The 25880-nt window shown below is 61.5% G+C and carries 27 protein-coding genes; 8 read left to right on the forward strand and 19 right to left on the reverse strand.

Features of this window, described 5'->3' with window-relative positions; translation table 11 throughout:
• Positions 1–121: 121 nt before the first annotated feature.
• From R3E77_12500 to R3E77_12535, 8 genes are read right to left on the reverse strand one after another with little or no spacing between them, the layout of a single operon-like run.
• Entirely contained in the window at positions 122–1348 is a 1227-nt protein-coding gene (locus R3E77_12500) for a cytochrome P450 (protein ID MEZ5500235.1), read from the reverse strand.
• Entirely contained in the window at positions 1341–2276 is a 936-nt protein-coding gene (locus tag R3E77_12505; protein MEZ5500236.1) for a phytanoyl-CoA dioxygenase family protein, read from the reverse strand. Before R3E77_12505 ends, R3E77_12500 begins: the two co-directional genes overlap by 8 nt.
• The gene (locus R3E77_12510) at positions 2180–2608 is read right to left on the reverse strand and encodes a PaaI family thioesterase (GenBank protein ID MEZ5500237.1); all 429 of its coding nucleotides are present in this window, start codon (positions 2606–2608) and stop codon (positions 2180–2182) included. Before R3E77_12510 ends, R3E77_12505 begins: the two co-directional genes overlap by 97 nt.
• Positions 2605–3426, reverse strand: coding sequence for a hypothetical protein (locus R3E77_12515; GenBank protein ID MEZ5500238.1), 822 nt, complete (start codon positions 3424–3426; stop codon positions 2605–2607). Before R3E77_12515 ends, R3E77_12510 begins: the two co-directional genes overlap by 4 nt.
• A complete protein-coding gene (locus R3E77_12520; protein MEZ5500239.1) occupies positions 3426–3740 on the reverse strand; it encodes a hypothetical protein in 315 nt (104 codons plus the stop codon). Before R3E77_12520 ends, R3E77_12515 begins: the two co-directional genes overlap by 1 nt.
• The gene (gene hpaE / locus R3E77_12525; GenBank protein ID MEZ5500240.1) at positions 3740–5266 is read right to left on the reverse strand and encodes a 5-carboxymethyl-2-hydroxymuconate semialdehyde dehydrogenase; all 1527 of its coding nucleotides are present in this window, start codon (positions 5264–5266) and stop codon (positions 3740–3742) included. The genes R3E77_12520 and hpaE overlap by 1 nt, the downstream gene beginning before the upstream one ends.
• Positions 5266–5748, reverse strand: coding sequence for a homoprotocatechuate degradation operon regulator HpaR (gene hpaR / locus R3E77_12530; GenBank protein MEZ5500241.1), 483 nt, complete (start codon positions 5746–5748; stop codon positions 5266–5268). Before hpaR ends, hpaE begins: the two co-directional genes overlap by 1 nt.
• Positions 5723–6145, reverse strand: coding sequence for a 5-carboxymethyl-2-hydroxymuconate Delta-isomerase (locus tag R3E77_12535; GenBank protein ID MEZ5500242.1), 423 nt, complete (start codon positions 6143–6145; stop codon positions 5723–5725). Before R3E77_12535 ends, hpaR begins: the two co-directional genes overlap by 26 nt.
• 85 nt (positions 6146–6230) lie before the next feature.
• Between R3E77_12535 and dapA the strand changes: the two genes are divergently transcribed.
• From dapA to mauD, 4 genes are read left to right on the forward strand one after another with little or no spacing between them, the layout of a single operon-like run.
• A complete protein-coding gene (gene dapA, locus R3E77_12540) occupies positions 6231–7130 on the forward strand; it encodes a 4-hydroxy-tetrahydrodipicolinate synthase (GenBank protein ID MEZ5500243.1) in 900 nt (299 codons plus the stop codon).
• Between the two features lie 3 nt (positions 7131–7133).
• Positions 7134–8000, forward strand: a complete 867-nt coding sequence (locus R3E77_12545; protein MEZ5500244.1) for a fumarylacetoacetate hydrolase family protein — start codon at positions 7134–7136, stop codon at positions 7998–8000.
• Positions 7997–8536, forward strand: a complete 540-nt coding sequence (locus R3E77_12550; GenBank protein ID MEZ5500245.1) for a MauE/DoxX family redox-associated membrane protein — start codon at positions 7997–7999, stop codon at positions 8534–8536. Before R3E77_12545 ends, R3E77_12550 begins: the two co-directional genes overlap by 4 nt.
• Positions 8529–9122 (forward strand): methylamine dehydrogenase accessory protein MauD, encoded by a 594-nt coding sequence (gene mauD / locus R3E77_12555; GenBank protein MEZ5500246.1) that lies wholly within the window; start codon positions 8529–8531, stop codon positions 9120–9122. The genes R3E77_12550 and mauD overlap by 8 nt, the downstream gene beginning before the upstream one ends.
• Here the strand turns inward: mauD and R3E77_12560 are convergent.
• The 6 genes from R3E77_12560 to R3E77_12585 all read right to left on the reverse strand — a co-directional run bounded on the left by R3E77_12560 (position 9119) and on the right by R3E77_12585 (position 14146).
• A complete protein-coding gene (locus R3E77_12560) occupies positions 9119–9589 on the reverse strand; it encodes a hypothetical protein (protein ID MEZ5500247.1) in 471 nt (156 codons plus the stop codon). The two genes, mauD and R3E77_12560, sit on opposite strands and share 4 nt — an antisense overlap.
• Entirely contained in the window at positions 9577–10086 is a 510-nt protein-coding gene (locus R3E77_12565; protein ID MEZ5500248.1) for a hypothetical protein, read from the reverse strand. The genes R3E77_12560 and R3E77_12565 overlap by 13 nt, the downstream gene beginning before the upstream one ends.
• Positions 10083–10589 (reverse strand): methylamine dehydrogenase light chain, encoded by a 507-nt coding sequence (locus R3E77_12570; GenBank protein ID MEZ5500249.1) that lies wholly within the window; start codon positions 10587–10589, stop codon positions 10083–10085. The genes R3E77_12565 and R3E77_12570 overlap by 4 nt, the downstream gene beginning before the upstream one ends.
• A gap of 20 nt (positions 10590–10609) precedes the next feature.
• Positions 10610–11755, reverse strand: a complete 1146-nt coding sequence (locus R3E77_12575; GenBank protein MEZ5500250.1) for an amine dehydrogenase large subunit — start codon at positions 11753–11755, stop codon at positions 10610–10612.
• A 70-nt stretch (positions 11756–11825) separates the two neighbouring features.
• Entirely contained in the window at positions 11826–13121 is a 1296-nt protein-coding gene (paaK, locus tag R3E77_12580; protein ID MEZ5500251.1) for a phenylacetate--CoA ligase PaaK, read from the reverse strand.
• A 74-nt stretch (positions 13122–13195) separates the two neighbouring features.
• Positions 13196–14146, reverse strand: coding sequence for a helix-turn-helix domain-containing protein (locus R3E77_12585; GenBank protein ID MEZ5500252.1), 951 nt, complete (start codon positions 14144–14146; stop codon positions 13196–13198).
• 173 nt (positions 14147–14319) lie between these two features.
• Here R3E77_12585 and R3E77_12590 point away from each other — a divergent pair, with 173 nt between their 5' ends.
• The 4 genes from R3E77_12590 to R3E77_12605 are packed head-to-tail and all read left to right on the forward strand — an operon-like array spanning position 14320 to position 18525.
• Entirely contained in the window at positions 14320–15735 is a 1416-nt protein-coding gene (locus R3E77_12590) for an aldehyde dehydrogenase family protein (protein ID MEZ5500253.1), read from the forward strand.
• Between the two features lie 4 nt (positions 15736–15739).
• The gene (locus tag R3E77_12595; protein MEZ5500254.1) at positions 15740–16699 is read left to right on the forward strand and encodes an MBL fold metallo-hydrolase; all 960 of its coding nucleotides are present in this window, start codon (positions 15740–15742) and stop codon (positions 16697–16699) included.
• Between the two features lie 24 nt (positions 16700–16723).
• Complete coding sequence (locus tag R3E77_12600) at positions 16724–18319, forward strand: FAD-dependent oxidoreductase (protein ID MEZ5500255.1); 1596 nt, start codon at positions 16724–16726, stop codon at positions 18317–18319.
• Positions 18316–18525: a DUF2783 domain-containing protein gene (locus R3E77_12605; GenBank protein ID MEZ5500256.1), complete on the forward strand. Its 210-nt coding sequence runs from the start codon at positions 18316–18318 to the stop codon at positions 18523–18525. The genes R3E77_12600 and R3E77_12605 overlap by 4 nt, the downstream gene beginning before the upstream one ends.
• A 2228-nt stretch (positions 18526–20753) precedes the next feature.
• Here R3E77_12605 and R3E77_12610 read toward each other — a convergent pair.
• The 5 genes from R3E77_12610 to R3E77_12630 all read right to left on the reverse strand — a co-directional run bounded on the left by R3E77_12610 (position 20754) and on the right by R3E77_12630 (position 25201).
• Positions 20754–21830, reverse strand: coding sequence for a putative sulfate exporter family transporter (locus R3E77_12610; protein MEZ5500257.1), 1077 nt, complete (start codon positions 21828–21830; stop codon positions 20754–20756).
• The gene (locus tag R3E77_12615) at positions 21830–22357 is read right to left on the reverse strand and encodes a transposase (protein ID MEZ5500258.1); all 528 of its coding nucleotides are present in this window, start codon (positions 22355–22357) and stop codon (positions 21830–21832) included. Before R3E77_12615 ends, R3E77_12610 begins: the two co-directional genes overlap by 1 nt.
• Positions 22358–22670: 313 nt before the next feature.
• Positions 22671–23915 carry a hypothetical protein gene (locus R3E77_12620; protein MEZ5500259.1) on the reverse strand — a complete coding sequence of 415 codons (1245 nt, stop codon included), beginning with the start codon at positions 23913–23915 and terminating at the stop codon, positions 22671–22673.
• Positions 23916–24129: 214 nt separating this feature from the next.
• Positions 24130–24615: a DUF6174 domain-containing protein gene (locus R3E77_12625; protein ID MEZ5500260.1), complete on the reverse strand. Its 486-nt coding sequence runs from the start codon at positions 24613–24615 to the stop codon at positions 24130–24132.
• 76 nt (positions 24616–24691) lie between these two features.
• Positions 24692–25201, reverse strand: coding sequence for a DUF2165 family protein (locus R3E77_12630; protein ID MEZ5500261.1), 510 nt, complete (start codon positions 25199–25201; stop codon positions 24692–24694).
• Positions 25202–25880 lie beyond the last annotated feature (679 nt).

A 25880-nucleotide genomic window follows, 5' to 3' on the forward strand; every position in this document is an offset into this window, starting at 1 on the left:
GCTACAGGTTGTTTTGGTAATTTTCGGCTCGGCAGCGACGTTATTCTAGGCGGAAAATGCAGAGTAATTGTACTTGAGCGCACATAGTGGCTTTTGTGCAACAACGACCCTGGCGCGATTCTCAAGCCGCGGGCCTGACTCGTCCAACATGAACCGGCATCCCCTGTACGCCGCGAAATCGCGCGCGCGGCGCGCGCAGCGGGGGACCCGCATGGCGCAATTCCGGGCAGCGCGTAAGGAGCACGCTGAGCGCAATCTGGGCTTCCAGTCGCGCGAGCGCCATGCCAAGGCACATGTGCGGACCAGTGGCAAATGCCAGGTGCGGATTGGGGTCCCGGCGGATATCGAACGATTCCGGGTCGTGGAATCTCAGCGGATCGCGGTTCGCGGCGCCAATCACCAGCGTTACCTGGGCGCCTCGCGGTAATCTTGCGCCGCCGACGTCGACGTCCGAAGTAAGTTCCCGATTCCCGAGCTGATTGGGACTTTGAAAACGCAGTATTTCCTCGATAGCTGACTTCATGAGCGAGGGCTCGGTCCGCAACTGCTGCAATTGCCCGGGACGGATCAGCAGTTCGTAGACACCGTTCGCGAGCAGATGCCCAGTCGTCTCGTGGCCGGCATTCAAAAGGAATATGCAGTTGTGCAGGAGCTCTTTCTCGCTGAGATCACCACGAGCATGGCTCGCAAGCAGACTGCCGAGCAGGTCGCCGTCCCGAGGCGCGCCCACGACCTTTCGCCGGCTCACGAGCGAGCGTAGATAGTCAATGAATTCGCTCACTGCGCGTTCCCCGGCGGAGCGGCCACCCGGACCGAGGTCGAACTCGAGCGCACCGAGGATGCACATCGACCAGTTGCGCAACGGCGCGCGCTCATCGAGCGGCACCGTCAACAGATCGCCGATGATCGCGAGCGGAATTGCACCTGCGTATTGCGTGACAAAATCGATGACCGGCTCGCCCCGCGCGGCAATGTCATCGAGCAGCGCGTTGACCAGGTGGCGCAATGAGTCTGCCATGGCGCGCACTGCCGCAGGCTTCAGTGCATCCGCCAGCAGCGCTCGGACACGCGTGTGGTAGGGCGGATCACAGAACACCAGGCTCGAGGTATGATGTTCATAGAGCAATCCATCGCCAAACAATGGTTTGAACAGCTTCTTCTTGTCGGAGCTTGCGGCGCTCTCGCGGTAAACCTGCGCGCAGTCGGCGTAGCGCGTGAGCAGATAGGAGCCGTCAGGCGACAGATGCACGGGCCTTGATTCGCGCAGCTGGCGATACCAGGGATAGGGATCGTCGTGAAAGCCAGCCGGAGGGTGGCGCAAATCGAATTGCGCAATGGACTCAGTCATCGCGGCGCCAAACGCAAGGGAAATAGTCATCGTCGGCCGGTGCAGCGCCCGGGGCGAGTCTCACCTGTTCGTTCGTGACCGTCGGATCGGCGCCGGGATGCGGCATCCAGCGCGCGTCGTCGCCAAGCCAGCGTGTCGAGATCGCGGCGCGGCGCCGATCGGCGCTGCTGTTGCCACGGGCACTGTGCAATATCCACGCGGAAAAAATCACCGCATCGCCGCGTCGCATGTCCCAGCCAACGATGTCGTAGGATGCGCGATCGCCCTCGATGTCAGGCACCGGTTCCCCCTGGCCAGCGAGCGTCCAGGCCGCCGGGTGGTTCTTGCGCTCGCCGAATTGCCGTGGCATGTAGACCTTGCCGGTGCGATGCGAGCCGCGCACGAACTCCATCGCGCTGCCGGCAATGCTCGCATCGGTGAGCGCAACCCACACCGAACAGACCTGCCGGCCCGAGAAGGGCCAATACGGCAGATCCTGATGCCAGGGCGTCACGGCCTTCGTGCCCGGTTCCTTGATCAGCAAATGATCGAAATAGAAACGGACGGCGTCCGAGCCCATGGCCTGACCCGCAAGTTGAGCACAGGCCGAATTGAAGACAAAGTTTTGAACATCTTCGTCAGCGCGCCAAAGGTAGCGATCGGTGAACAGGCGGTCATGGCGCGCGCCGGGATTGCCGTCATTGGCCCAACGGCTTGGCGCGGCGAGCTGCCGCTGCACGACCCGGTCGATCGACTGCAGATGCTGCTCATCGCAGGCGCCCGCCACGTGCACGACGCCGTCCTCCCGGAACCGGCGAATTTCCTCCCCACTGAGCTCACGATGGGCGATGATCAGGCACTCCCGGGCGCCGCGCCTAGCACATAGGTCGCTGTCGCGGATGCCAGCAATTTGCCGGTGCCACTCGAGGTGAGTTCGGCACGGCAGAATGCGAGCGTGCGCCCTGCCTGCAGCACCTCGGCCCTGATCAGCACGTCGCAGCCGATTGCGGGGCGGATGAAACTCGTCGCGAGGTCCACTGTACCCGGTGTGATGCCTGCGCCGCGCGCGGCGACGACCGCCAGGACCATCGCCGTATCCGCGGCGGCCGCCAATGCCTGGCCGCACAACACCTGACCGACCCGGTCCAGTCGCGGCGCAGCCGGCAGGCGCATTTGAACGGAGCCGGCATCCGAGCCGGTTACGTGCAAGCCAAGGTCGATGACCCAGGGTGCGAAATTGTCGTGCAGAAATCGTGTCAATTGCTCCATGGACTCGCTCATGCGGCGTGCAGGATGGCAGCGGTGCAGCCCACTGCGAATATCGGAATCGGCGCGTAGAACAAGAGCTCCCCGCCGCTGTGTCGCGCGGCACCAGCCAATGCAACGAACGTCCTGATCTCGAAGCCACCCTGCCCGCCATCTCGATAGGTCTCGGCATCGGTGTACCCAACGAGTGCCTCACGATCGTTGCACAGCCAGCGCTCGAGAAATTGCCGATCCCAGGCTTCGTTGATCTTTCCCGAATCGGGGGTCGCCGGCCAATGGGAGATGCCGCCGGTTGCCAGTACAGCCAGCCGCTGCGGCATTGCATCGGCCGCACGCCGCAGCGCCGCGCCGAAAGCGTAGGCACGATGCAGTGGCGTCAACGGCGGACCCTGGCAGTTGATGTTCGTTGGAATGACCGGCAGATCGTAATTCGGCGTCAGAAAGTGCAAGGGCACCATGATGCCGTGATCGAAGCGCCACTCCTGCGCATAGGCAACATCGACTTCATGCAGCAACCGCCCGATCAGGCGCTCCGACAAGGCCGCATCGCCAGGCACGCGGCGCCGCTTGATTCCGAGCCAGGCTTCATCCTCGATGGGACCTTCATAGTGATCTGCCATGCCGACGCAGTACGCCGGCATGTTGTTCATGAAGAAATTGGCGAAGTGTTCTGCCGCAATGACCACGAGTGCATCGGGCCGCGATTGATCGAGGCGGTCCCGCAATTGGGCCAGGCTGGCGTAGAACGAGTCGCGCAACTGCGGATCGGCACGTTCAGCACGGCCGGTGATGCCCGGCGCATGGCTGACCGCAGCGGCGAACACCAACGGCACTACACCGCCCCCTTGCCGTCAGTCATGGCATAAAGGCCTGCGCGCACGGGACCGTGTTGCGCGATGCCCTCGCGCATTGCCCGAATGTAGCTGTCCCAGGTCATGCCCAGGAGCGCCGCATAGTGCATGAGGATCTGACCGTTCACGCCCATGACATAGAGGAGGCCGATATCGCCGTTCTCGATGGCCTGTCGCTCGTCCTTGTCGAACTCGTAGTCATCGAGCATTGCATCGCGATCAACCGCGAAGCGCTGACGGACCTGCGGGTCGCGATTGAGCTGATACAGGAGTTTCTGAACCTGGTACAGACTCATCAGCCTGTCTTGCCAAGAGTTGGTATCTGGTGCGTACCCAGGGCGATACAGACGTTCTTGGTCTCCATGTAGAACTCGAAACTATAGTCCCCGCCATCGCGACCGATGCCGCTCGCCTTCATGCCACCGAAAGGTGTTGGCAAGTGACGGTTGTTCTCGGAATTGACCCACACCATGCCCGCATCCAGCGCCTGCGCAATGCGCAGCGATCGTCCGACGTCCCGGGTCCACAGGTAAGCGGCAAGGCCATAGCGCGTATCGTTCGCGATGCGAAGCGCATCGTTCTCATCCGCAAACGGTATCGCCGTGAGCACCGGGCCAAAAATCTCCTCCTGCGCGATGCGCATGGAGTTGTTGGCATCGACGAACAGGGTTGGTTGTACGAAATTGCCACCCGCTTGCGGGTAATGGCGTGCACCCCCGACGAGGACCCTGGCGCCTTCGGCACGCGCCAGGTCGGCGTAACCCAGGACCTTGGCCAGATGGCGCGGATGTATCAACGGTCCGATTTCGGTGGCAGGATCGAGCGGATGTCCCACGCGGAGCCTGCGCACGCGCTCGGCCAACCGCGCCGTGAATTGCGGGTAGATGGTTTTTTCGATGAGCACCCGGCTCGAGGACGTGCAGCGCTCGCCATTGAGGCTGTAGATCATGAAGATGACCGCATCGAGTGCGCGATCGAGGTCGGCGTCGGCAAAAACGATGACCGGATTCTTGCCGCCCAATTCGAAATGCACTCGCTTGAGCGTAGCTGCACCCTGCGCCATGATGTGACTGCCGGTCGATGATTCACCGACGAATGCAACCGCCTTGATCAAGGGGTGCTCGGTCACGGCCTTGCCGGCGCCCTCGCCGATGCCCTGTACGGTATTGAGCACGCCGGCCGGCAGACCGCAATCGTGACAGATTTCCGCGAGCAACAATGCGGTGAGCGGGCTCCACTCGGCGGGCTTGTGCACCACCGTGCAACCGGCCGCCAGTGCCGGCGCGATCTTCCACGTCGAGAGCATGAACGGGGTATTCCATGGCGTGATCACACCCACGGGGCCGATTGGCTGGCGCAGCGAATAGTTGAGATGCTCGGCAGCGGGATGCGACTCACCGGCATTGGCAAGCGGTGCCCGGTCGGCAAAGAAACGAAAGTTCTCGGCACCGCGCGCTGCTGCCTTGCTCATGAAGCGCAGTGCCTGCCCCGTATCCATCGACTCGACGATCGCAATCTCCTCGGCCCGCTCCTCGATCCGGTCAGCAATCTTGTGCAGGAGCGCGCGGCGGCGCTCGCCGGACCAGGCGCGCCACGCAGCGAATGCGTCATCGGCCGCGCGGGCAGCCAGGTCGACATCGATGGCCTCCGCTTGGGCGACCTTCGCCAGCAATCGCCCGTCGACGGGCGAGGTATTGTCGAACACGGCGGCATTCGCGCTGTCGCGATGCGCGCCATTGATGAAATGCCTGACGGCTGCGGATTCGTAGCGCTGCAGATAGGCTGCTGCGCGGTCCAGGTTCGCCTCGTGTCGTTCGCTCATCAGGGCTGGGCTCCGGGGCGCGATCTGCGCCGGCTGTCGCGATGGTTGGCCGTGGGCGCGCCCAAGGCAACGAACTCCTTCAGCAAGGCATAGAGCGAGTGCAGATGCTCTGGCGGCAGACGGTCGCGCATCAACTGGTACTGGCGTTCGCTCTCGGGCCCGATGCAGGCGAGGAGCTTGCGACCACGCTCGCTCAGGCTGACATGCCGCTGGCGCTGATCGCCCTGCTTGCGCGAGCGAATGAGCTTGGCTGCAGTCATCGCCCGCAGGATCCGGGTCATGCTGGGTGGCAGGATCAGACAGCTCGCGGCGAGTTGCGCAGCGGTCATCGAGCGCGACTCGTTCAGTGCCCTGAGCACACGCCACTGCTGTTCGGTGAGGCCGTGGCGATACAGGCTCGGACGGAAGTAGTCCATGGCTGTTTCGCGGGCGCGCAACAACAGCATGGGGAGCGAATCATTGAAACTTCGGATTCGGGCCATCGTCGCCGGTTTTCTTCGCAGCCAGCCGCTCGTGCAGGTTATTGCGCCTGAGGCTGAAATCGGAGTCTATCTCGTGCAACTCGAAGGAGATTGCAAGAGGACGATCGCCGCATGCAGCTGAAAGATGATCGCAGATTGCAGCGAACAACTGCCGACCCACCTGCTGGCGCAACTCCGTCGAGCGCCCCTGGCCGATATGCGCATCGACATGTACGAAGGCGTTTCGCGGATCACCGTCGGCGACGATGTAGTGGTCGCGCTTCTTCGCCCGTACGCGTATGGCCGCCAGCGCGAATATGCCTGTACTGAGGGCCGCGCGGTGCAGTTGCTGCAGTAGCTCATCGAGCTTCATCTCGTTGTGGATATTGGCGGAGTATTCGACGATGAAATGCGGCATGGGCTCGGCTTGACGCAGTTAGTTAACTCGTTAAGTATATGGACCTCACCTGGAAGCGGTCAACGTCCTCAACACGGGTTTCAACATGAAATCGATAACGCGGCTGCGCGGCTCCTGTCCGCCCCTGATCACGCCTTTTCGCGACGGTCGGGTCGATCTCGAGGCCTATGCGAAGCTGGTGGAAGTTCAGGTTGCGCGCGGTTCGCATGGCGTCCTGGTCAACGGCACGACGGCGGAACCCTCGACGCTCGATGTCGAGGAGCGCAACGCACTCATCACACAGGCCGTTGCCACCGCCCGCGGCAGGATCCCGGTCATCGCCGCCACCGGTTCGCAATCACTTGCCGAGACCCAGCGGCTGACGCGACATGCTGTCGCGGCGGGCGTCGATGCGCTGCTGATCGTCACGCCCTATTACCTGAGGCCACCGCAGCGCGGGCTTGTCGAATATTATTTGGCACTGGCCGACGAGCATGACCTGCCGTGGATGATCTACCACATTCCCGGACGGGCAGCGGTCAGCGTGACCATCGATACGCTGGTTGAGATCAAGAGGCGTAGTCCCGGATTCATCGGCATGAAACACGCCGTGAACGATCTCGGTTTCGTGAGCGAGTGCCTTGCTGCACTTGGCGCGGACTTTCGCATTTTCGTTGGTCTCGAAGAACTCAGTTTTCCGATGCTGGCAGTCGGCGCCTGCGGCCTGATGAACGCCGTTGGCAATCTGCAGCCGCAATCGCTCGTGGCCATGTGCGAGGCGGTGTGGCGCAACGACCTTGCTGCAGCCCGGCAGCTGCACCAGCAACTGCTGGAGATCAATCAGGCGGTTTTTTTCGATACCAACCCGATACCCATCAAGTACATGATGCGACGGCTCGGTTTGCTCGAGCGCAACGAGCATCGCCTGCCGATGATGCCGGCGACCGCAGAACTCGAAAAGCGGCTCGACGCCGTGCTCGAACGCGCCGGATTGCTGGGCGCCTGACCGGTGCGAATCGCGAGTTTTTGCGCCAACGGCGCGGCCAGCTTTGGCATCGTCGCAAACAATGGCGTCATCGACGTGCCGCGACACCGGCCAAAGCTCCGTGTTCTCGCCGATTTGCTGTCCGAGGGCTTCGACGACCTGGCAGGTCTTGCGGCAACTGCATCGGCGGATCTGCGCCAGGAAGAAATCCAATTGCTGCCGCCTGTTGTCGCGCCGCCGCGCATCATCTGCGTGGGCGTCAATTACGCGGATCGCAATGAAGAGTACCGGGACCAATCCGGTCGGCCCCGTTTTCCGAGCATTTTCTTCCGCTCCACGGCATCCATGGTTGGCCACGGTGCAGCATTGCAACGGCCACGCGAATCGGAACAATTCGACTACGAGGGTGAAATCGCCCTCGTAATCGGTCGCGGAGGCCGGCGCATTGCGCGTCAGGCTGCCTGCGACCACATCGCGGGGCTTACGCTGGCGAATGATGGCTCCGTGCGCGACTGGATGCGGCATGGCAAGTTCAATGTCACGCAGGGCAAGAACTTCGACCGTTCGGGCTCGCTCGGCCCGTGGCTCGTCACGACAGACGAATTCCCGCGCTTCGACAATCTGCGCCTCACGACCCGGGTCAATGGCGAGCTGCGCCAGGATGACAGCACGGCGCGCCTTATTTTTCCATTCGATTATCTGATCGAATACGTATCGACATTCATGGCATTACTGCCGGGTGATATCATCCTGACCGGCACGCCGAGCGGCGCCGGCGCCCGCCTCGACCCGCCGGTCTATCTGCAGTCCGGCGACCGTGTGCAAATCGAAGTGGCGGAAATTGGCTTGTTGGAGAATACGGTCATCGACGATACGGACTCCGGCGCATGATGACGACCGACCCGCTGCTGCCCCTGCTTGCGCGAGCGACACTCGCCGCGCTCTTCGCTCTCGCCTGCTGGCACAAGTTGCGCGCACCAGCGGCGTTTGCCGCGAGCCTGAACGGCTATCACCTTTTGCCGCAACGCCTCGTGCCTGCGGCGACCGCTGCAATCATCGCCTGCGAAGCGACGGCAACGATCGGCATCGCCATTGGCAACACGCTCGCCATGGGTCTCGCGCTGGCACTGCTCGCGCTGTACACATTGGCGATTGCCGTGAATCTCGCGCGCGGTCGAAGGGATATCGACTGCGGTTGTGCAGGCCCTGCGATGCGCCAGACGCTGAGCCACTGGTTGCTCGTGCGAAATGCACTGCTGATCGGCTTCGCCCTGCTCGCATCGCAGCCGTCGTCAGGCCGGGCGCTGACCTGGCTCGACGCCGTGACCTTGCTGGTTTCCTGCTGCACGCTGCTTTTGCTCTATGCGAGCAGCAACCAACTGGCTGCCAATCACAGCCGGCTCGGCGGAGCACAGGCCCGTGGCTGACGCACTGCTGATATCCAACATACTCCTGTGGGTGCTGGTGGTGGTACTGGCTCTGGTCGTGCTGGCACTCACGCGGCAGATCGGAGTGTTGCACGAGCGCGTGGCACCAGCCGGCGCATTGATGCTCGCTGGCGGACCCAAGGTGGGAGAGCAGGCGCCGGTGCTCGAGGCCACCGACCTCGATGGCGGTTCTGTAGCCATAGGCGGCGCGAATGATGCCGGCCTAAGCAGCCTGTTGTTTTTTCTGTCGCCGACCTGTCCGGTCTGCAAGAGCCTGCTGCCGGTGCTGCAGTCAAGCCGCAAGGCGGAGCAATCGTGGCTGCGCGTCATCCTCGCGAGCGATGGTGAAATTTCCGCGCAGCGCGCCTTCGTTGCCGACTCGGGGCTCGGCGAGTTTCGCTACGTCGTGTCCACGGCGCTTGGTCTCGCCTACCAGGTGAGCAAGCTGCCCTATGCCGTACTGATCGACGATCAAGGCATTTTGCGCGCCAAGGGCCTGGTCAACAGCCGCGAACATCTCGAGAGCCTGTTCGCTGCGAAGGAAACCGGTTTCGCCTCGGTGCAGGAATACCTGTCGCGCAGCTAGCCGCGTGGCGCGATCTCGTGCGCGGTGGCGGGCGGAGGACGACCCACGGCGACTGCGATGTCCCGCAGTAATTGCTCACGATGCTTCTCGGGGTCGGGATCAGGATGGGCGCGCAAGCGCGCGACTTCAGATGCCGTATAGGGCACGAAATCCGAAGGCAATTGCGCGGCGCTGAAGCGCCGCAACAGCCAGTTGATCAACTCCGCCAGCTGCGCATCATCGAGCGGCGTACCTGCCACACCCGGCACCTGGATCACGAATGCGCGACCCTCCGCGGAATGCAGGAACTGGCCCACCACATCGCGCAGCTGCGGGACTTTGCCCGTGACCCCGCTGGCGTCGGGCAGATGGCACCCCTGGCATTGCATCATGTAATTGAAGTGCGCGCGCTGCTCGTCGGCGCGCGCCGCGCAAGCAAGACCGAGGAGCAGGGAAACGGTCGCGACGATCCGCGCTATTTCGGCCATTTGTCGCCGTGCTGCTTGGCGAGTTTGGCGCGCAGCGACGCATTGCCTGCCGCGGTCGTGGCCGGTTGGATCGCCTTCGTTGCAGCAATTTCCTCGGCCGTCACGGGCGCCACCGCGGCAATGGCCTTGCCGCAATCGGGTGCGCAATCGTTGAGATCGAAAATTGCGTGATTGAGCGCGGCGGCGAGTTGCGCATCGTCGAGCACGCTGCCCTGCGGAGGCATGATGCCGTTGAAGCTCGCGTCAGCCGCCTTCAGTGGACCGCTCAAGCCGGCAACGACCACCTGCAGCAGATAGGCGCGGCCACCATCCAGCAGGGCAATCTGCGCCGTGCGATCGCGGATGGCCGGGAACGCAAACGGTATGCCCTTGCCGTCGGCCATGTGGCAGATGGCGCAGGTGGCGAAGGCCTGCTGGCGTTGTGCGTTGTCTTCAGCGCGCACTGCGCACGCGAGCAGCGCCAGTGGCAGTATCAACGCCAGACGCGTTCGCATCATTGTGCCTCCAGCGCCGTGCCGATGACCGCGGCCACGGTGCAATGGTAGGTGACGCTGCTGGTGCCCAGGCACCAGTTGATGTCATTCGCCGTCTGCGGCCGATAAATGGGCCGATCGCGCTCATTGCGATTGCACAGGCAGTTGCCGCAGGAAGACTTTCCGCAGCAGTCGTTGTAGGAAATGATATAGCTCTTGCCGTCGCCCGGATTCTCGCAGGTGCCGATCCAGGTGATGGGCGACATCTCGGTGCCCGGCGGGCAGGAAGTCTTGGTGCCGCCGCAACAGCTGCACAGGAATCCATCGATGGCGCAATAGCGCCAGTAGTCGCATTGCGTCGGGTCACCGGGATCGGCGACCGCCTCGGCGCCGCGCGCAACCGGCAGCAACGGCAGTACCGCGCCGCCGGCAACGGCGCCGGCAATGCGCGCAAAGAAACTGCGTCGCGTCGTGCGTTGCGCAAGACTACGACTTTGATTCTCGGTGATGCGATCGAGCCACTTCATGTTGCGCAAGTCCTTTGGTGTTATCGCGCGCCCCACACCAGGAAGGGTGTCTCGGCGCCAAATCCCGAAATTTCACGGACAAACCTGCCATCCGTGGCTGAATACACAGCGAGTGTCATGTCGATGGTAGTCGCAACGAGCATCGGTGCGTCGCCGTCTCGTGTGAGCGAGATGGAAATTGCCGGCTTCTCGAGTGCGATGCGCTGCACGCGCTTCTTCTTGAGCGGATCGAATACCCACACTTCGGCACCCGGATCCTTGTGGCTGCCCTCGCGACCCTCGGGATGCATGAGGATGTAGATGCGACCGTTGGCGTCTTCGCCGATGAGCTGCATGCCTCCGGGACGCCATCCCGCCGTGTCCTTGTCGAGGAGCGAGAAGGCCTTGCCGATGCGCGGCTTGTCGGCGCGCAGATCGACCGGCACGAGGTTGCCGTTGAATGACGGCAGATAGGCCGTGCCCCCCACCCAGGCGGGTTTTTCAAACAGCGCATCCTTGTCGACATCGAAGAATCGTGCCGTTCGCGATGTGCTCGCAATCTGCGCCTGTTCATCGAGCTGGACTGTATACAAGGTCCCATCGGCGCACAGTGAACTGAAGCCACGCTCGCCGGTCGGCAAGATCAGCCCGCAACCCGGGATGGGAATGTCGTTCAGATACTTCCGCTCGACGACATCGACCACCGACGCGGACGTCGCCGGATTGAGGTTGAAAATCAATGCCCAGCGCTCGCCGTTCACGAGCACCAGCGACTGGCGCTGCGGAATGGTGCTGGCGCGTTTGCCGGTCGGCAGCGCGACCTCACCGATGGGTGCGAGCGTGCGCTTGTCGATGATCGTCAATACATCGGTGCGATCGCCGCGCTGGCCCCGCGAATAGAAAGTATCCGCCGAATACATCTCCGGCCGGCTGACGGCTTGTGCGAACGGCGCAATCAGCGAGGTATTGAACATGCCTTTGTAGCGCGCTTGCGCTGAATCGGCATCGAGATCGAGGACAACGACCCTGCCGTCGATCAAATGAAAGAAAGCCGAATCCTGCGCCAACACCCAATGCGGCGGATAGGTCGCCGGCAGCGTTTCGACCTGGCCGAGCGTGTCCGTCGGCAGCTCCGAGCGTGCCGGAACTGCTGCCAGGCAAGCGAGGACGATCCATCGCATATTCATGTTCGCATGACTCCCAATAGACTCCCGCAATGATCTCGGCGCGCACACCCAGCAAGTGGACGCCGATCCATTATTTGCGCGGCTCGTCGCGTCGGTCAACGATCCGTTTTGCCTTGCCGAGCGAGCGCTCGATGCCGCCGGGCGGCAGGATCCGCGGTTCGATCGAAATGCCGATATAGGACTTGACATGGCGTACGAGCTCGCGCGCCGCGTGTTCGCGGTCGCAGTCTGCCTGTGACTCGACGTGCACTGCGAGGCTGTCGAGGTGACCCTTGCGCGTCAGCTCCAGAAAATAATGCGGCGACAGGCCGTTACACTTCAGGATGATTTCCTCGATCTGGCTCGGAAACACATTGACGCCACGTATGATGAGCATGTCGTCCGTGCGGCCGGTGATCTTGGCCATTCGCCGCATGGCGCGGGTCGAGGGCGGCAACAGCCGCGTCAGATCGCGTGTGCGATAGCGAATGACCGGCAATGCCTCCTTGGTGAGCGATGTGAAGACGAGTTCCCCCTCCTCACCATCGGCACAAACCTCCCCGGTCGCCGGGTTGATGATCTCCGGATAGAAGTGGTCTTCCCAGATGCAGGGACCGCCCTTCGCGTCTGCGCATTCCTGCGCGACACCCGGGCCAATGACTTCGGACAGACCATAGATATCGAGTGCGGATATTCCGAGGCGAGACTCGATCGCCTCGCGCATGGCTTCGGTCCAGGGCTCGGCGCCGAAGATGCCGATTTCCAGCGAGCACTTGCGCGGATCGATTCCCTGGCGTTCCATTTCGTCGGCGATCGCGAGCATGTAGGACGGCGTCACCATGATGATGCGCGGCTTGAAGTCCTGGATGAGCTGCACCTGTTTTTCGGTCTGCCCACCGGACATCGGGATCACCGTGCAGCCGAGCCGCTCCGCGCCATAGTGCGCACCGAGTCCACCGGTGAACAAACCATAGCCGTAGGCAACGTGCACGATATCGCCTGCGCGCCCGCCCGCCGCATGGATCGAGCGCGCGACCAGTTGCGACCAGGTCTCGATATCGCGCGCGGTATAGCCCACGACCGTCGGCTTGCCGGTGGTGCCCGAAGAGGCATGGATGCGCACGACCTGCTCGCGTTCGACGGCAAACAATCCGAAGGGATAGTGGTCGCGAAAATCCTGCTTCGTGAGGAATGGGAACCGGGCCAGATCGGCGAGCCCGCGGAGATCGTCGGGTGTCACGCCTGCGGCGTCGAAGCTGCGCCGGTAGTGTTCGACGTGGTCGTAGGCATGGCGTAGCGACCAGCGCAGGCGTGCGAGCTGCAAGGCGCGCAGCTCGTCGATTGACGCACCCTCGATGGGTTCTAGAATTTCGTTCCGGTTCAACATGCTGCGTGTCGAATGTGGCTGATCGCGCGCCGGTTGTATTGGCCGATGGCGCATGCCGCTTGTATCAAACTGAACTAGTGATTGCTGCAGCGCAACATGAATTGCCGGGGCGGCTCGCCGTATTGCTCGCGAAAGCAGCGCGTCATGTGCGACAAATCGTAGAAGCCGAACTGAAGCGCAATGTGGGTGAGCGACACATTGGTGGGGTCCGCGCGCAGCAGCGCCTCGCGGCTGGCATCGACGCGCAGGCGTTTGATGAACCGCCCGACCGTCTCCGGTTGGGTTTCGAACAAGGCATGAATATGGCGGGTACTGACGCCAAAGACCCGCGCCAACAACGCAGGCCCCAGGCGACGGTCCTGCAGATGACCCGCGATATAGGTCGTCACCTGGGCGAGGAGCTGTTCGCGCGACAGGGCACCGGGCCGGGCCCGTGCCCGCAGCACGCCACCCAGCAGGTCGAGCACATTGGCCTCCACTCGCTGCACCATGGGCCCGCTCAGGAGGTGCATGCGCGAGACCACCTGCCCGACAAACCCGCTGAGCAGACCGCAATCGGCATCCTCGCCCGGCAGTCGCTGGCCCAGGAATTGGTCAGGATCCGGGGTGAGCCGTTTCATCATGGCGTTGGGAACGACCAGTACGGGCATTTCGTATTCGCCGTGGAAGGTGAGCGAATAGGGTTCGGCGGTTGAGGCAATGACGAAGTCGCCGGGGCGAGCGTGGACGCGGCGGCCGCGCTGACACCAGATGGATTCGCCGCGCAGCTGGAATTTGACCAGGTATGGCGCGTCGGCGAGCCGCGCAACATCCTGCACGCGCCGGCGCACCTGGATCGGGCTGGTCGCGACCTTGACGAGCTGCACATTGCCGAAGTTCGCGGCTTCGATGCCGCCACCAAAGTTGGCGCGTGAGCTCGCCGGCAGGTCGAGCTCCATGGGACAGAAGAGGTCATCCACCAGGCCCTTGAAATAGTCGAGGCGCCGATGCGGCGCCTGGGCGAGCACTGGGTAGGCCTGGTACATGGTGGCATTCTGCGCCACGCGATTCGCCGGGGCAATTCGGCCTGCCGCCCCGCCGCGCGGAGCCTGCCGCAAAGGCATTTCACGCCTGTACATGCCCCTTGCGCTCAGCACCTAGACGCCTCTAGGCTGCCCGTTGAACATGGGCGAGGTCAGGACACTGGAGCGGAGCCGGCATGAGCAAGAAATACGAAATGACAATTGGTGGCCAGCGCGTTGCGGCGGACAGCTACCAGGAGATTCGCAATCCCGCGGACGGCAGCGTCGTAGGACTGTGCCCGGTCGGCACCGAGAAGCACCTGGAACAAGCCGTGGCCGCTGCCGAGAAAGCCTTCGCGAGCTGGCGCCTGGCGGATGACGCGAAGCGCGCGGCGGCCTGCCAGGCCATCGCCAAAGTTGTCACCGACAACGCAGCGGAATTATCGGTTTTGCTCACGCAGGAACAGGGCAAGCCGCTGAAGGGGCTCGGATCGGAATTCGAGCTGGGCGGTTGCGCGGCCTGGGCAGGCCATACTGCCTCGCTTTCGTTGCCGGTCAAGGTAATCGAGGACAGCGCCAAGACCCGCATCGAAATGCATCGCATGCCCATCGGCGTCGTCGGCTCGATCACGCCCTGGAACTGGCCACTGATGATTGCCATCTGGCACATCGTGCCAGCTGTTCGCACCGGCAATACAGTGGTCATCAAGCCCTCACCGTTCACACCGCTCGGTACGTTGCGGATGATGGAACTCATCAGCAGCGTGCTGCCTCCCGGCGTAGTGAACGTGATCGCGGGGGGCGATGATCTCGGCGCCAAGCTGAGCCAGCACCCGCGCATCGGCAAGATCGTCTTCACCGGGTCGATCGCGACCGGCAAGAAGGTCATGGCGAGCGCCGCCTCCACGTTGAAGCCCCTGACGCTGGAACTCGGCGGCAACGATCCCGGCATCGTGCTGCCCGACGCCAATGTCGAGGCGCTCGCGGAACCCATGTTCTGGGGCGCTTTCATCAACTCCGGGCAAACCTGCGGCGCGCTCAAGCGACTGTATGTGCACGACAAGGTATTCGATCGCACCTGCAAGGCGCTGGTGGACTTCGCCGCCAAGATTCCAATGGGCAATGGCATGGCCGAAGGGAGCCTGCTCGGCCCCTTGCAGAACGAGCGCCAGTACAAGCGCGTCATCGAACTCGTCGAGGACGCCAAGAAGCACGGCGCCAAGGCCATCCTGGGCGGCGAGCCTACCAAGGGCCCCGGCTATTTCTATCCGGTCACATTCATGACCGAATTGAGCGACGGCGTGCGTCTGGTCGACGAGGAACAATTCGGGCCCGTGCTGCCGATAATCCGCTACACCGATCTCGACGACGTGATCCGCCGTGCCAACGGCACGGACTTCGGACTCGATGCCTCGGTGTGGGGAAGCGACAAGAAGCAGCTGCAGGCCGTGGCCGCGCGCCTCGAGGCCGGCACGGTATTCATCAACAAGCATGCCGAGATCGCCCCGCATGTGCCTTTCGGCGGCATCAAGTGTTCCGGTATCGGTGTCGAGTTCGGCGAAGAGGGTCTCGAAGCGTACACGACGATCAAGATCATCAACGCGGCCGCGTAAGCTGATGAGCAAGCCGTTTGCTTCATCGGCCGATACGGCCGAGAAGAAGGAAACACTGGAGGTGCTGGGCGACGGCGTCTACGCACTGACGGCAGAGGGTGATCCGAATGTCGGCGCCATCGAAGGCGAGGACTTCCTGGTTTGCATCGAGGCGCGTGCGACACCCGTGGCGGCGCGCGAATGGCTCGCCAAGCTGCGCGAACTGACCGACAAGCCGGTCAAGTACCTGGTGCTGACGCATTACCACGCCGTACGCGTCCTCGGCGCCAGCGCTTTCGATGCCGAAGTCATCATCACCAGCGATACGACCCGTCGGCTGATCGAGGAGCGCGGCAAGCAGGACTGGGACAGCGAATTCGGCCGCATGCCGCGACTGTTCAAGGAACCGCAGTCCATACCCGGCCTCACCTGGCCGGATGCGACCTTCTCCGATCACATGACGATCGAACTCGGCGGCAAGCGTGGTCACCTCGACCTGCAGTTCTGCGGCCGCGGGCATACGGCCGGCGACATCGTCGTCTGGTACGACAAGCAACGTACGCTCTTTGCCGGTGATCTGGTCGAGGCGCAGGCGGCGCTTTATACCGGTGATGCTTTTCATCGTGACTGGGCGAGCGGCACGCTGGATCATGTAAAACGCTTTCGCGCCGAGAAGCTGATTGGCGGTCGCGGCGCTGTCGCCCGCGGCGTGGCGGCCTGCGACGCAGCAGTCGAACAGACGCGCGAATTCCTGACCGTGATGATCGACAAGGTCGGCCAGGTGCATGAGCGACGCGGCACGCTGAAGCAGGCCTTCGAACTGACCCATGCGGCACTTGCGCCAAAGTTCGGTCATTGGCCGATATTCGAACACTGCCTGCCCTTCGACGTGCAACGGCTGTGGGACGAGTTCGACGGTATCGACTGGCCGCGGATCTGGACCATGGAACGCGACCGCGAAGTCTGGGCGCAATTGCAGGGCTGACCTGCCCCGCTGCAAGGTCGGCGTATGGCAGAACGATCCGGTATCCCAGTCTGGCAGGAAGTCGGCGCGACACCCGCGCCTGCCGCAGGTGAATCCCGTCTGCCCCTGCTGATCGTCGGCGCAGGGCCGGTTGGCCTGACGCTGGCGCTCGACCTTGCTCGCAAGGGCCACCGGGTCGTCGTGCTCAATCGTCTCGATTTCATCGCCGCCGGCTCCAAGGGCATCTGTTACGCCAAGCGCACACTCGACATCTGGAATCGCCTGGGTGTCGGTGAGACCATGTTGGGCAAAGGCGTCGTCTGGAACGTCGGCAAGGTGTTCTGGGGCGCCGACCCGGCGCCGATCTATCAGTTCGACATGCTGCCGGTCAAAGACCAGCAGATGCCGGGTTTCATCAATCTGCAGCAGTACTATGTCGAGCAGTTTCTGGTTGCCGCCCTCGCTTCGCTCCCAAACGTGGATATTCGCTGGGGTCATGAACTCGTCGCCATGTCGCAGGACGATGACGGAGTCGTGGCCGATATCGAATGCGCAGGACAACGGTATCGCCTGCGGACCGATTGGCTGTTGGCCTGCGACGGTCACCGCTCGCGGGTGCGCGAATTGATGCAGCTCGATTTTGAGGGGCGCATTTTTGAGGACAATTTCCTCATCGCCGACATCAAGATGCACGGCGAGCGGCCGTCCGAGCGCTGGTTCTGGTTCGATCCGCCGTTCAATCCCGGACAATCGGCGCTGCTGCACAAGCAACCCGACGACGTATGGCGGCTCGATTTCCAGCTGGGCTGGAATATCGATCGCGAGGCTTGCACGCGGCCCGAGCGTGTCGAGCCGCTAGTACGTGGCATGCTGGGTTCGCAGGTGCAATTTACCCGCGAGTGGTACAGCGTCTATACGTTTCAATGCCGGCGAATGGCACGATTTGTTCACGGCCGTGTACTCTTCGTCGGCGACAGCGCGCACCTGGTCTCGCCGTTCGGCGCCCGCGGCGCCAACGGCGGTATCGCCGATGTCGACAACCTGGCATGGAAGCTCGACCTGATACTGCGCGGCGGCGCGGCAGCGCTGCTGCTCGAGAGCTACAACTACGAGGCGACGGTCACGGCCGATGAGAATATCCGCAATTCGACTCGCTCGACCGATTTCCTGACGCCGAAGTCGGCCGCGAGCCGCAGCTTGCGCGACGCGGTGCTGGGACTTGCGCGCGATTACGAATTCGCGCGTCCGTGGGTGAATTCGGGCCGTTTGTCGACGGCAGTCAGTTATCCGCTGAGCGCGCTCAACACGCCTGACGAGGCCGGCGCGAGCTGGCAGGGTGTTGCACCTGGCTCACCGGCGCTCGATGCGCCTTGGGACGGCGAATGGCTGTTGGGCAAACTCGGCGAGCGATTCGTGTTGCTGACGAACGGCTGGCGGGGCGAACTGCCGCCAGGGATTGCGCGCCTTGACATCGCCGACGCCGCCGGCGACGCGCAGCTCATTGGCGATCGTTATGACCTCTCGCCAGGCAGTGCCAGTTTGATACGACCGGATCAATATGTGGCAGCCCGATGGCGCAAACCCGACACGAAACGCATTGCGCGGGCATGGCAGACGGCCACGGGCGGGAGATGTGAATGAGCGCACTACGAACGAGCAGGAGCATCGGCTACCCGGATGATATCTACGAGGAACTGGTCAGGCTGCATAACGGCCGCAGTGAAGAGGACAGCGCCCGCGTCAACGCACGCCTGCTGCTACTGCTGATCAATCACATCGGCGATGCCGGCATCATTCGCGAAGCGATACGTCTTTGCCAGGCACCTGAGCGAATGCGCCAGGCCTGAACAAGCGTCGTGACCCGACGCTGTTACTTCGCCTTGCGCCGTTTTGTCGCTACCTTGGTTGGCGCAGCGAGACGCTTCTGCGATGTCAGATCATGGCTTTTGCGGATGAGGCCGCTAACTGTACGCCAGTCGAGCCGCCTGTCGGCCCATACGCTTATCCATTGCCCTCTGCCATAGGGAGTAAGGAAATAGCCGGGTTTCCGTGACAGGGACGTAATGTCGGTCGAGGTCAGTCGCAAAGCAATGGATGGACGGCGTTGCATCCATTCAAGCGTAACGAAAATGCGTCCATTGGCTTTGAAATTAGGATGACCCCAGGAATTGGTCTCAGTGGTGCCTGGAAGTGCCATGCATGTCTGGCGTACGCGACGCGCAATGGCGTCGTCGGGTTCCACGAACGGCAACGGTTTGGCGCTCGGATTTCGCGAGGGCTTGGGCATCAGCGCCTGAAAACATAGCGATTGCGGAAAACGGGCTCACCTGTGCTTGGCACCTCATGCTTGCCAAGCTCCAGGACGTCGGGGCCCGCCAATGCAACAAACCTTTTGACAGGCAATGCGACAAGCCGATCAGGCTGACTGTAATCCCGGTAGGTGAGAGAGCCAGTCCAGGCCCCTTGCGAGGCAGCCAGTGCTTCGTCGGGTTTTGCGTCATACAGGGCAAGAGCAGGACCGGCAAGCGCAGCCGTGACTAACAAGATTAAGGTCGGTCGGAGCATTTTCGATTCCTAAAGTTGGGATTCAGCGGCCGCATCCAAGTACATCGGCATGGACGGCCCGCTGCGATAGCTGTCATGCCCCAGATGTATTGCGTCTCCTTTTTCGATGGGAGTGGCGCCTCGAACAATCGACGCTGCGTGCCACCCAGTCGGGTGCACAAACCTCCCAATGTGCCACCGTTGTCGACCAGTCTCTTGCTCAGCGGGAGAGACCATATAGAACATTTGGGCGACATGCTATTGCTCTCTTGGCAGATCATGCTCGTTCACACCAAAGAATCCGACCTTGAGTCCAGCGTACCTGAGTGCCTTTGTTGCTTTGACGTTAAGGACGAAAAAGCAGACAAGGCCGAGAAGCGCGAATGCCGACGCGATGCTCAATGCGACACTTAGAAGGACCGAGTGACCTAGGGCACGTGACAGCCTGAAAACCGCATACACAAGAACTGCCAGAGCCACCCAATTGGACCAGCGGATGCCGACAATTGGCAGTCCGAAGTACAGTATGAAAGCGCTTGCAATCCACAGGAACCCGTCTTTCTGAACCAATCCAAGTCTTCTAATTTCGCCAGGGGTTCGCACATCGATCACCTTTTTTCGAAATCGAAGGCACGCTCACACAGCAGCGGCGACGAGCCAACGCATTGCCCAATTGGCCTTTGACCTGATGGAACGTGACGAAATTGAGCAATCGTCGTTCATCAATACGCCTAACTTACCAAATGAGTACAGCCCATAGGCAACCGCGTACTTCCCCTCCGCGCATCGTGCGGGACTCACAAGTGGTGCAAACCCTCGCAAAGTATGTTCTTAGCCACGAAAGATGATCCAGGCCGTTCAGGCGTCGCAATCGCAGGCTCATATCTTAGACACACGGAGAAATTTCTCGGAACCTGGATTTGTCCGCCTTCGAAAGGTGCATTGTCGGGCACGCGGGGTATGGAATAAACAGTAACTGTGTCTACAAGAATTGACCGGACACGAATAAATAGACACCATTCGGGCGAACATCGACCGTTTCGGGGACGATGGTGTTAATCACCGGCGTCCACTCCTCGCGTGCGACCTCGAAGCGCAGCCTGCGATCGACAACGCGGTGGCGATCAGGGTGAACGCCGAGTTTAGCATTCGTGGCGTCAGGCACGAGGGTCTACGGCCGATCCTGAGATTGGTCGCGACGAAAAGAGCGTCAACAGCATGTGGGATCATCAATGACACCTTGATGCCACGAGCGCCTGTGTCACGAGAATCTACTATGAACTTTGCTATCGATCCATACATGCATGTTGCGTCTCGTTGCCTGCTGGACTCTGGTTAAGACCGTGTCGCCGAAACGGAATTTCGGTCGCAACCAACCCTTTCCGCCATGACCAAAGCTTCCGGCTACCGCTCGCGCGCATCAATCTCATTCTCTCTCGGAACGTCCCGGGTGAATACTAGGCTTGCTCCTGAAATTCGCTCGTGGGCCCCGCGTCGATGGGGAGCGAGCGTCCCTGTGCGAGGAATTCGCTCAGTAGAGCAGCTCGATCGCCGTGGCGGACACCGTGCCAACCGCGAGCGCACAGAACAGGGCAACCAGCAGCGGCCGTGGTCCGATTGCGCGCAGAGTCGCAAGACGCGTCGACAGTCCGACGGCGGCCATGGCCGTGGCAAGCAGGTAGTCCGCGACCGTACCCATCACGCCGATCGCTGCGCGCCAGTGCTCGGCCGAAAGCAAGCCGAAAGGCCTGTCGCCGAGATCGCCCAGGGTGCGAAGCAGGCTCATCAGCGCGAAGCCGATCACGAACAACGGCACGAATTGGTACCATCGCGGGGCCGTTCCTGCCTGCGCGCCGGGCGCAACGGTTGCCGGCCGATAGGCGATCGCCATGAGCGGAATCACAAGGATCATTGCGAGATTGCGCACCATCTTCGTCACCGTCGCGACTTCGAGTGCGCGCGCATCGCCGAAGTATTCGCGATAGGCCATGCCAGCGCCCACGACCTGCGCCGTATCGTGTACGGCGGTACCGAAGAACAGGCCCGCTCGAAGCGCCTCGCCCTGGAACAGCCAGTGCGCGGCGAAAGGATAGAGCAGCATCGCGATGAGTCCGAACAGCGCGATGCAGGCCACTGCATAGCTGGTCTCTTCTTCGCGGGCGCCAATTGTGGGCGCAGTGGCAACGATGGCCGTCGCTCCGCAGATGCTGGTGCCGACGCCGATCAGCGCGCCGAGCCGCGGCGGCAGCTCGAACCGGCGGCTGAGCCAGCGCACGAGCAGCAGTGCCGTGACGATGGCCGCAAAGATCACAGGCAGCGCGCGCAAGCCGATCTCGCCGGCTTCGGCGAGCGACAGCCGCAGCCCGAGCAATACGATGCCGAGGCGCAGCACCGTCGTCAATGCGAAGCGCGATCCTGAGCGCAGCCGCTCAGGCAGCGCAACGAGGTTCGCGAGGACGAGTCCGAGCAGGATGGCGAGCGTGATGCCGGAAATCGGGCTGCGCGGCAAACCGAGGACCGTGATGCCGAGCCAGTGCGCGAGGGTCTGCCCAAGCAGAGCGAGCGCGACCGGCAGCAGCAAACCCGGCACGATGTCGGCAGCGCGCATCAACCCTCGATGCGGCCGCGGCCGCGCTGGATCGCGCACGAGCGCTCCCGTTTCCGCGATGCAGCCGATTCCTGGTTCGTCGCCGGTTCGCGGCGAGGCTCAACCCGCCAGTGCGCTGCGACATTGGGATCCCCGTCAGCCGCGGCACTCACCCCATACAGTCGGCACGTCATTCGGATCGGGTAGGCGCCTTCACAGTGTTCGATGAACGCGAAGACTTCGCTCGTCGCGCCGAAGTGAAGTGATGGCTTTTTTGGTAGATCGTGCTCCTTCTTGAGTTTGCGCAATTCCTTGAGCTGAGCACTCACTGCCTCATCCAACTTCACGCCCTTCGTCACAATCAACCCCTCACGCACCTGCTTGCGCCAACGAGACAGCATGAATGGATGAATGAAAATAGCTGCTACATACTGCACAGCAACACCAGGCAAATCGCTCAACCGAACTACTGTCGCCTTGAAGTGCTCGCTATACCGAGCAATCGTCCGGGGTCCAGGTCTCGGCATCCAACACTCGTGATCAGGCATCCATGTTGCGTCCGTAGATGTCGGGAAAGCCGAATGCCTCTGAGAACACTGAGTGGAAGGAAGGACAATCGACGATCGCCGCTGCGTCGACCTTAACCGTCGTGTATGGAACACCTTCGCTATGCACTATCGTTCCTCTGCTGTCTAACGCCCGAGTTCAGCGGCCGCACGCCAGCCCATAGGGGTGGGCACTTTATCGTTCACGGCCGTTGCAACGAGTTGTTAGGTGGCACCGCGCACAGGGCCTCCAGCCCGAGACGATAAGGGGCCTCCATCAGGTACACGACCGCTGTCTCGCCTTGAAATGGATCATCTACTTTGGCACTTCGAAGACTAGAACAGTTACTAGCGTTTCGCGATTTGCGTCGTCGTTGCTGCGCAGAACATACCGGAACGCACTTTCATGCGGCCATTCGATGGCGCGCTTGAAACTGGCGTGAGCCTTGACCGCTGCATCAATACCGGCAAGTACGGTGGTCGTATCGGTTCCGCGGTTGAAAATGAGAATTGCAGTCTTACCGTCGCGCCACGTCGCGTAGCCCAGGAGCTGATTAACGGCCTCTCCGAATGCCTTTGGTCCCTTCCAGAACTTGCACTCCGCAATAAATACATTGCGGTTACCTTCTCGCAGCAAGATATCCGTCTTGCCGCTCATGTTAAAGGTCTCACCGGTAGCCTTACCCTCAAACTGCCCATTTAGTTGGACCAGAAAATGTTGGCGCAAGGCTTCTTCATCCATTGCCTTGAAAGCATCCGGGCTGCGCTCCATCACGAGCGCCATGTCCTGCATGATCTTTAGAGCCTGCTCATACTGCTCCATCGCCCACGTGGGTTCTGGTTCGAACTTCGTAGTGGTGGCCCGCGGAAGTGAGGGGGCGGCCTTCTTGCGTGCAGTTGGAATGGCGTAGGTCTGCGGCGCACCATCGCGTCGTCTTACAGGAATGCCAAGGGCATCGGCCCGCCGAGACTGGTCGAGCAAGCGCTTGCGGCGACCGTCAATGGCTTGCTGGGCTATACCTGCAAGCGTCGAATTGTGAGCGTCGATCATGGGCCTCTGCCAGCCGATGTGTTGCTCGATAGTACGCAGGTCCTGGTCAACGAGAGGGCGGACCTCTCGCGGAGCGTCCGCTGGCATTTCATAGCGGAGAACGAGCTCGCTGCCTTCAATTGCGGCCCGCGGAGGGTTCGAACTGTACGTGTTTGCGCTCGAATAGAAGAGCTCGGCCTCGCCCTCGAATGGAATATGTACTTCCGTCCGCTCACCGGCAACCAAAGCCGGTCGGCTCTTGTCGTCAATCCACCGCATTGAATCGTAGCGAACATCGACCCGAACCTCCTTGGTGTCGGCATACCAGTTGTCCTTGTGGAGGGTGAGCGGCTCAATCTTGTACTTCTCGGCAAAGTAGGTAACTAGGTCGGCGACCGGAGTGCTCAGCAATCGATTTCCATCTAGACGCTCAATCTCTTCACGCATTGCTTGCTGCGTGTTTCGAATCGACTGTCCGAGGTCATGCGTGACAAAGAGAAGGCCTTTGCTCTTGTCGATGCTGCCAAACATGTCTACTCCTGAAGCAGCCGTTCTGTCAGTTTCTCGCCCTCGCATAAGTCACGAGGTGAGACTGCAGACGGCAAATAGTTCCCCTGAAGTGCCACCTAACGCCCGCGTTCAGCAGAGGGCGGATGGGACAACCTTCTCGAAGGCACTTTGTCTTTCAGGCTCACCTACACCCCGTTAAACGAAACTGCCACCGCCCTTCTGCTGCAACGCGTAGTTAGCCGTCATGACGGCGAAAGCTTTCAATGGCAATGATTGTCTGTTCGTCTTCCCACGTCGGATCGTCAAGCTCCACCTTTACTGGGTGACCATCGACACTGTCGTACTCTAGCGTAAAGAAGGCAGCTGGCGATGCGCGAATTGCCTTTTCGATCCAGTCGAAGAGCTGAGGAATGTCAGTGCGCAGATGTGTCTCGATCGTTACTCTGTCTCCCTTCGCGTATTTACGCGTCGAGCGGCCGATATAAACTAGGCGAATCGGTCTGCCGGGCCTTACTGTGACGAGAAGCGGCCCGTTGTAAGCAGGGCTAAGGCAAAAACAGCCGTCCGAAATTACAAAGCTATAACTGACGGGCCCGCGTTGAGCCCACAAAGAACGCGCAGAGTTTAGCTGCGCCAGAAGTTGCTCGGTGGTAGCGCCACATGCGCTTGCGGAAAAGATAAGCGCGGCGAGCAGGGGGCCGATCCTTATGACGGCTAACAACCAAGCTCAGCGGCCTGGCGCGCGGTTTGCGAATGCAAACCGCGTGACAATGCGACAGGTCCGTTGCAGCGCCATGTTAGGCGGCACTCCGATCTACTCCCAGTTCAGCGTCAGGCAGATTTAGAAAGAGTGCTACGACACCTAAGGCAAGGAGGAAAAACGTGGCGCCCTCGAAAGCGACCTGCCCAGTATCCGTTTGCCACATAAACAGAACCGTCGCACCAATAACTATGAACCCTCCGAACAACATCAAAATCGAGAAGCCACAAGCAATAAGTCCCCATCGCTTCGCTGCCTGAAACTCTTCCGAAGACGCATTACGTCTCCACCAGAGTTGCCAAACACCAATCGCACCAGTTACGCCGGTTGCGAGCTTTAACAAGAAGATCCAGCAGACGCCGATCCAGATGAGTGGCGCTGCATTTACCGCAAAGATGCGAGGGACCGATGCTGGAACGCCCTCCATGGAAAGAACTCCGGCGACGGTGTTGTAAGTAGTCGACAGACCCGCCAGATTACCGACACCACCAACCAGCCCTTGAAGGGCCACGAAGAAGACAAGGGCAATCTTGATGTATCGGGTCATTCCACTCACTGCCGCTCGTTTGGAGACATGCACAGTCGCCGCGGTAAGGTTCCAGTGCCGCCTAACGGCCCACATCAGCGCCCGCACGCTGACCTGTCGGCACGCGGGCGCGTGGAGCTGATCGAGGCACCAGGCTCGGTCGCCCGCGGCCGAGCAATTTATCGTTCACGGCGCGCTGCATGTTCTTGTTAGGCGACTCGCTTAAGGACACGCTGTAGCCTCCTTACGTGCCTCTGTATGACCGGCCAATTCCAGCTGTCGGGCGAATCGTACTCCGGAATCGTGTTTGCCCACTTGGAGGCACGCGCCTCGGAGTTGGCGACGATTCTAGAGCGGTTGCGCGCGTCGGCCAGATAGAGCTGAACACAAATAAGCCCCCACCCGTTCCATGTATATCGAAGCTTATGACCTGGCACGGCTCCGGGCGCCAGATTTACCGTCTCACGGACCAACCGACCACCCATGTCCGAATAGTGCAAAAAGAGGTACACCAGACTCCCTGGGAGCCTGGCGCAGCTCTTGCAGTACGAGACTAAGCTCTCCACCGAAGTGAACTCACGCGGCTCGGCATCGAAATCCGAGTATGCCTCCACGACGCGTACTCCAGGCTTCGCGAATATGGCTTCCGCGATAGGCGTGACCGCCTCTGGAGATAGCATCGCTGTCGTTTCCAAGATTG

It is taken from the genome of Steroidobacteraceae bacterium (genome assembly GCA_041395505.1).
Classification (GTDB): Bacteria; Pseudomonadota; Gammaproteobacteria; order Steroidobacterales; family Steroidobacteraceae; genus JAWLAG01.

What these genes read in the sequence shown, in the direction of transcription:
- R3E77_12500 (MEZ5500235.1), bottom strand. Translation starts at nt 1,348, where the DNA reads ATGACTGAGTCCATTGCGCAATTCGATTTGCGCCACCCTCCGGCTGGC.
- R3E77_12510 (MEZ5500237.1), bottom strand. Translation starts at nt 2,608, where the DNA reads ATGAGCGAGTCCATGGAGCAATTGACACGATTTCTGCACGACAATTTC.
- R3E77_12520 (MEZ5500239.1), bottom strand. Translation starts at nt 3,740, where the DNA reads ATGAGTCTGTACCAGGTTCAGAAACTCCTGTATCAGCTCAATCGCGAC.
- hpaE (MEZ5500240.1), bottom strand. Translation starts at nt 5,266, where the DNA reads ATGAGCGAACGACACGAGGCGAACCTGGACCGCGCAGCAGCCTATCTG.
- hpaR (MEZ5500241.1), bottom strand. Translation starts at nt 5,748, where the DNA reads ATGGCCCGAATCCGAAGTTTCAATGATTCGCTCCCCATGCTGTTGTTG.
- R3E77_12535 (MEZ5500242.1), bottom strand. Translation starts at nt 6,145, where the DNA reads ATGCCGCATTTCATCGTCGAATACTCCGCCAATATCCACAACGAGATG.
- dapA (MEZ5500243.1), top strand. Translation starts at nt 6,231, where the DNA reads ATGAAATCGATAACGCGGCTGCGCGGCTCCTGTCCGCCCCTGATCACG.
- R3E77_12550 (MEZ5500245.1), top strand. Translation starts at nt 7,997, where the DNA reads ATGATGACGACCGACCCGCTGCTGCCCCTGCTTGCGCGAGCGACACTC.
- R3E77_12560 (MEZ5500247.1), bottom strand. Translation starts at nt 9,589, where the DNA reads ATGGCCGAAATAGCGCGGATCGTCGCGACCGTTTCCCTGCTCCTCGGT.
- R3E77_12565 (MEZ5500248.1), bottom strand. Translation starts at nt 10,086, where the DNA reads ATGATGCGAACGCGTCTGGCGTTGATACTGCCACTGGCGCTGCTCGCG.
- R3E77_12570 (MEZ5500249.1), bottom strand. Translation starts at nt 10,589, where the DNA reads ATGAAGTGGCTCGATCGCATCACCGAGAATCAAAGTCGTAGTCTTGCG.
- R3E77_12575 (MEZ5500250.1), bottom strand. Translation starts at nt 11,755, where the DNA reads ATGAATATGCGATGGATCGTCCTCGCTTGCCTGGCAGCAGTTCCGGCA.
- paaK (MEZ5500251.1), bottom strand. Translation starts at nt 13,121, where the DNA reads ATGTTGAACCGGAACGAAATTCTAGAACCCATCGAGGGTGCGTCAATC.
- R3E77_12585 (MEZ5500252.1), bottom strand. Translation starts at nt 14,146, where the DNA reads ATGTACCAGGCCTACCCAGTGCTCGCCCAGGCGCCGCATCGGCGCCTC.
- R3E77_12590 (MEZ5500253.1), top strand. Translation starts at nt 14,320, where the DNA reads ATGAGCAAGAAATACGAAATGACAATTGGTGGCCAGCGCGTTGCGGCG.
- R3E77_12595 (MEZ5500254.1), top strand. Translation starts at nt 15,740, where the DNA reads ATGAGCAAGCCGTTTGCTTCATCGGCCGATACGGCCGAGAAGAAGGAA.
- R3E77_12600 (MEZ5500255.1), top strand. Translation starts at nt 16,724, where the DNA reads ATGGCAGAACGATCCGGTATCCCAGTCTGGCAGGAAGTCGGCGCGACA.
- R3E77_12605 (MEZ5500256.1), top strand. Translation starts at nt 18,316, where the DNA reads ATGAGCGCACTACGAACGAGCAGGAGCATCGGCTACCCGGATGATATC.
- R3E77_12610 (MEZ5500257.1), bottom strand. Translation starts at nt 21,830, where the DNA reads ATGCGCGCTGCCGACATCGTGCCGGGTTTGCTGCTGCCGGTCGCGCTC.
- R3E77_12615 (MEZ5500258.1), bottom strand. Translation starts at nt 22,357, where the DNA reads ATGCCTGATCACGAGTGTTGGATGCCGAGACCTGGACCCCGGACGATT.
- R3E77_12620 (MEZ5500259.1), bottom strand. Translation starts at nt 23,915, where the DNA reads ATGTTTGGCAGCATCGACAAGAGCAAAGGCCTTCTCTTTGTCACGCAT.
- R3E77_12630 (MEZ5500261.1), bottom strand. Translation starts at nt 25,201, where the DNA reads ATGACCCGATACATCAAGATTGCCCTTGTCTTCTTCGTGGCCCTTCAA.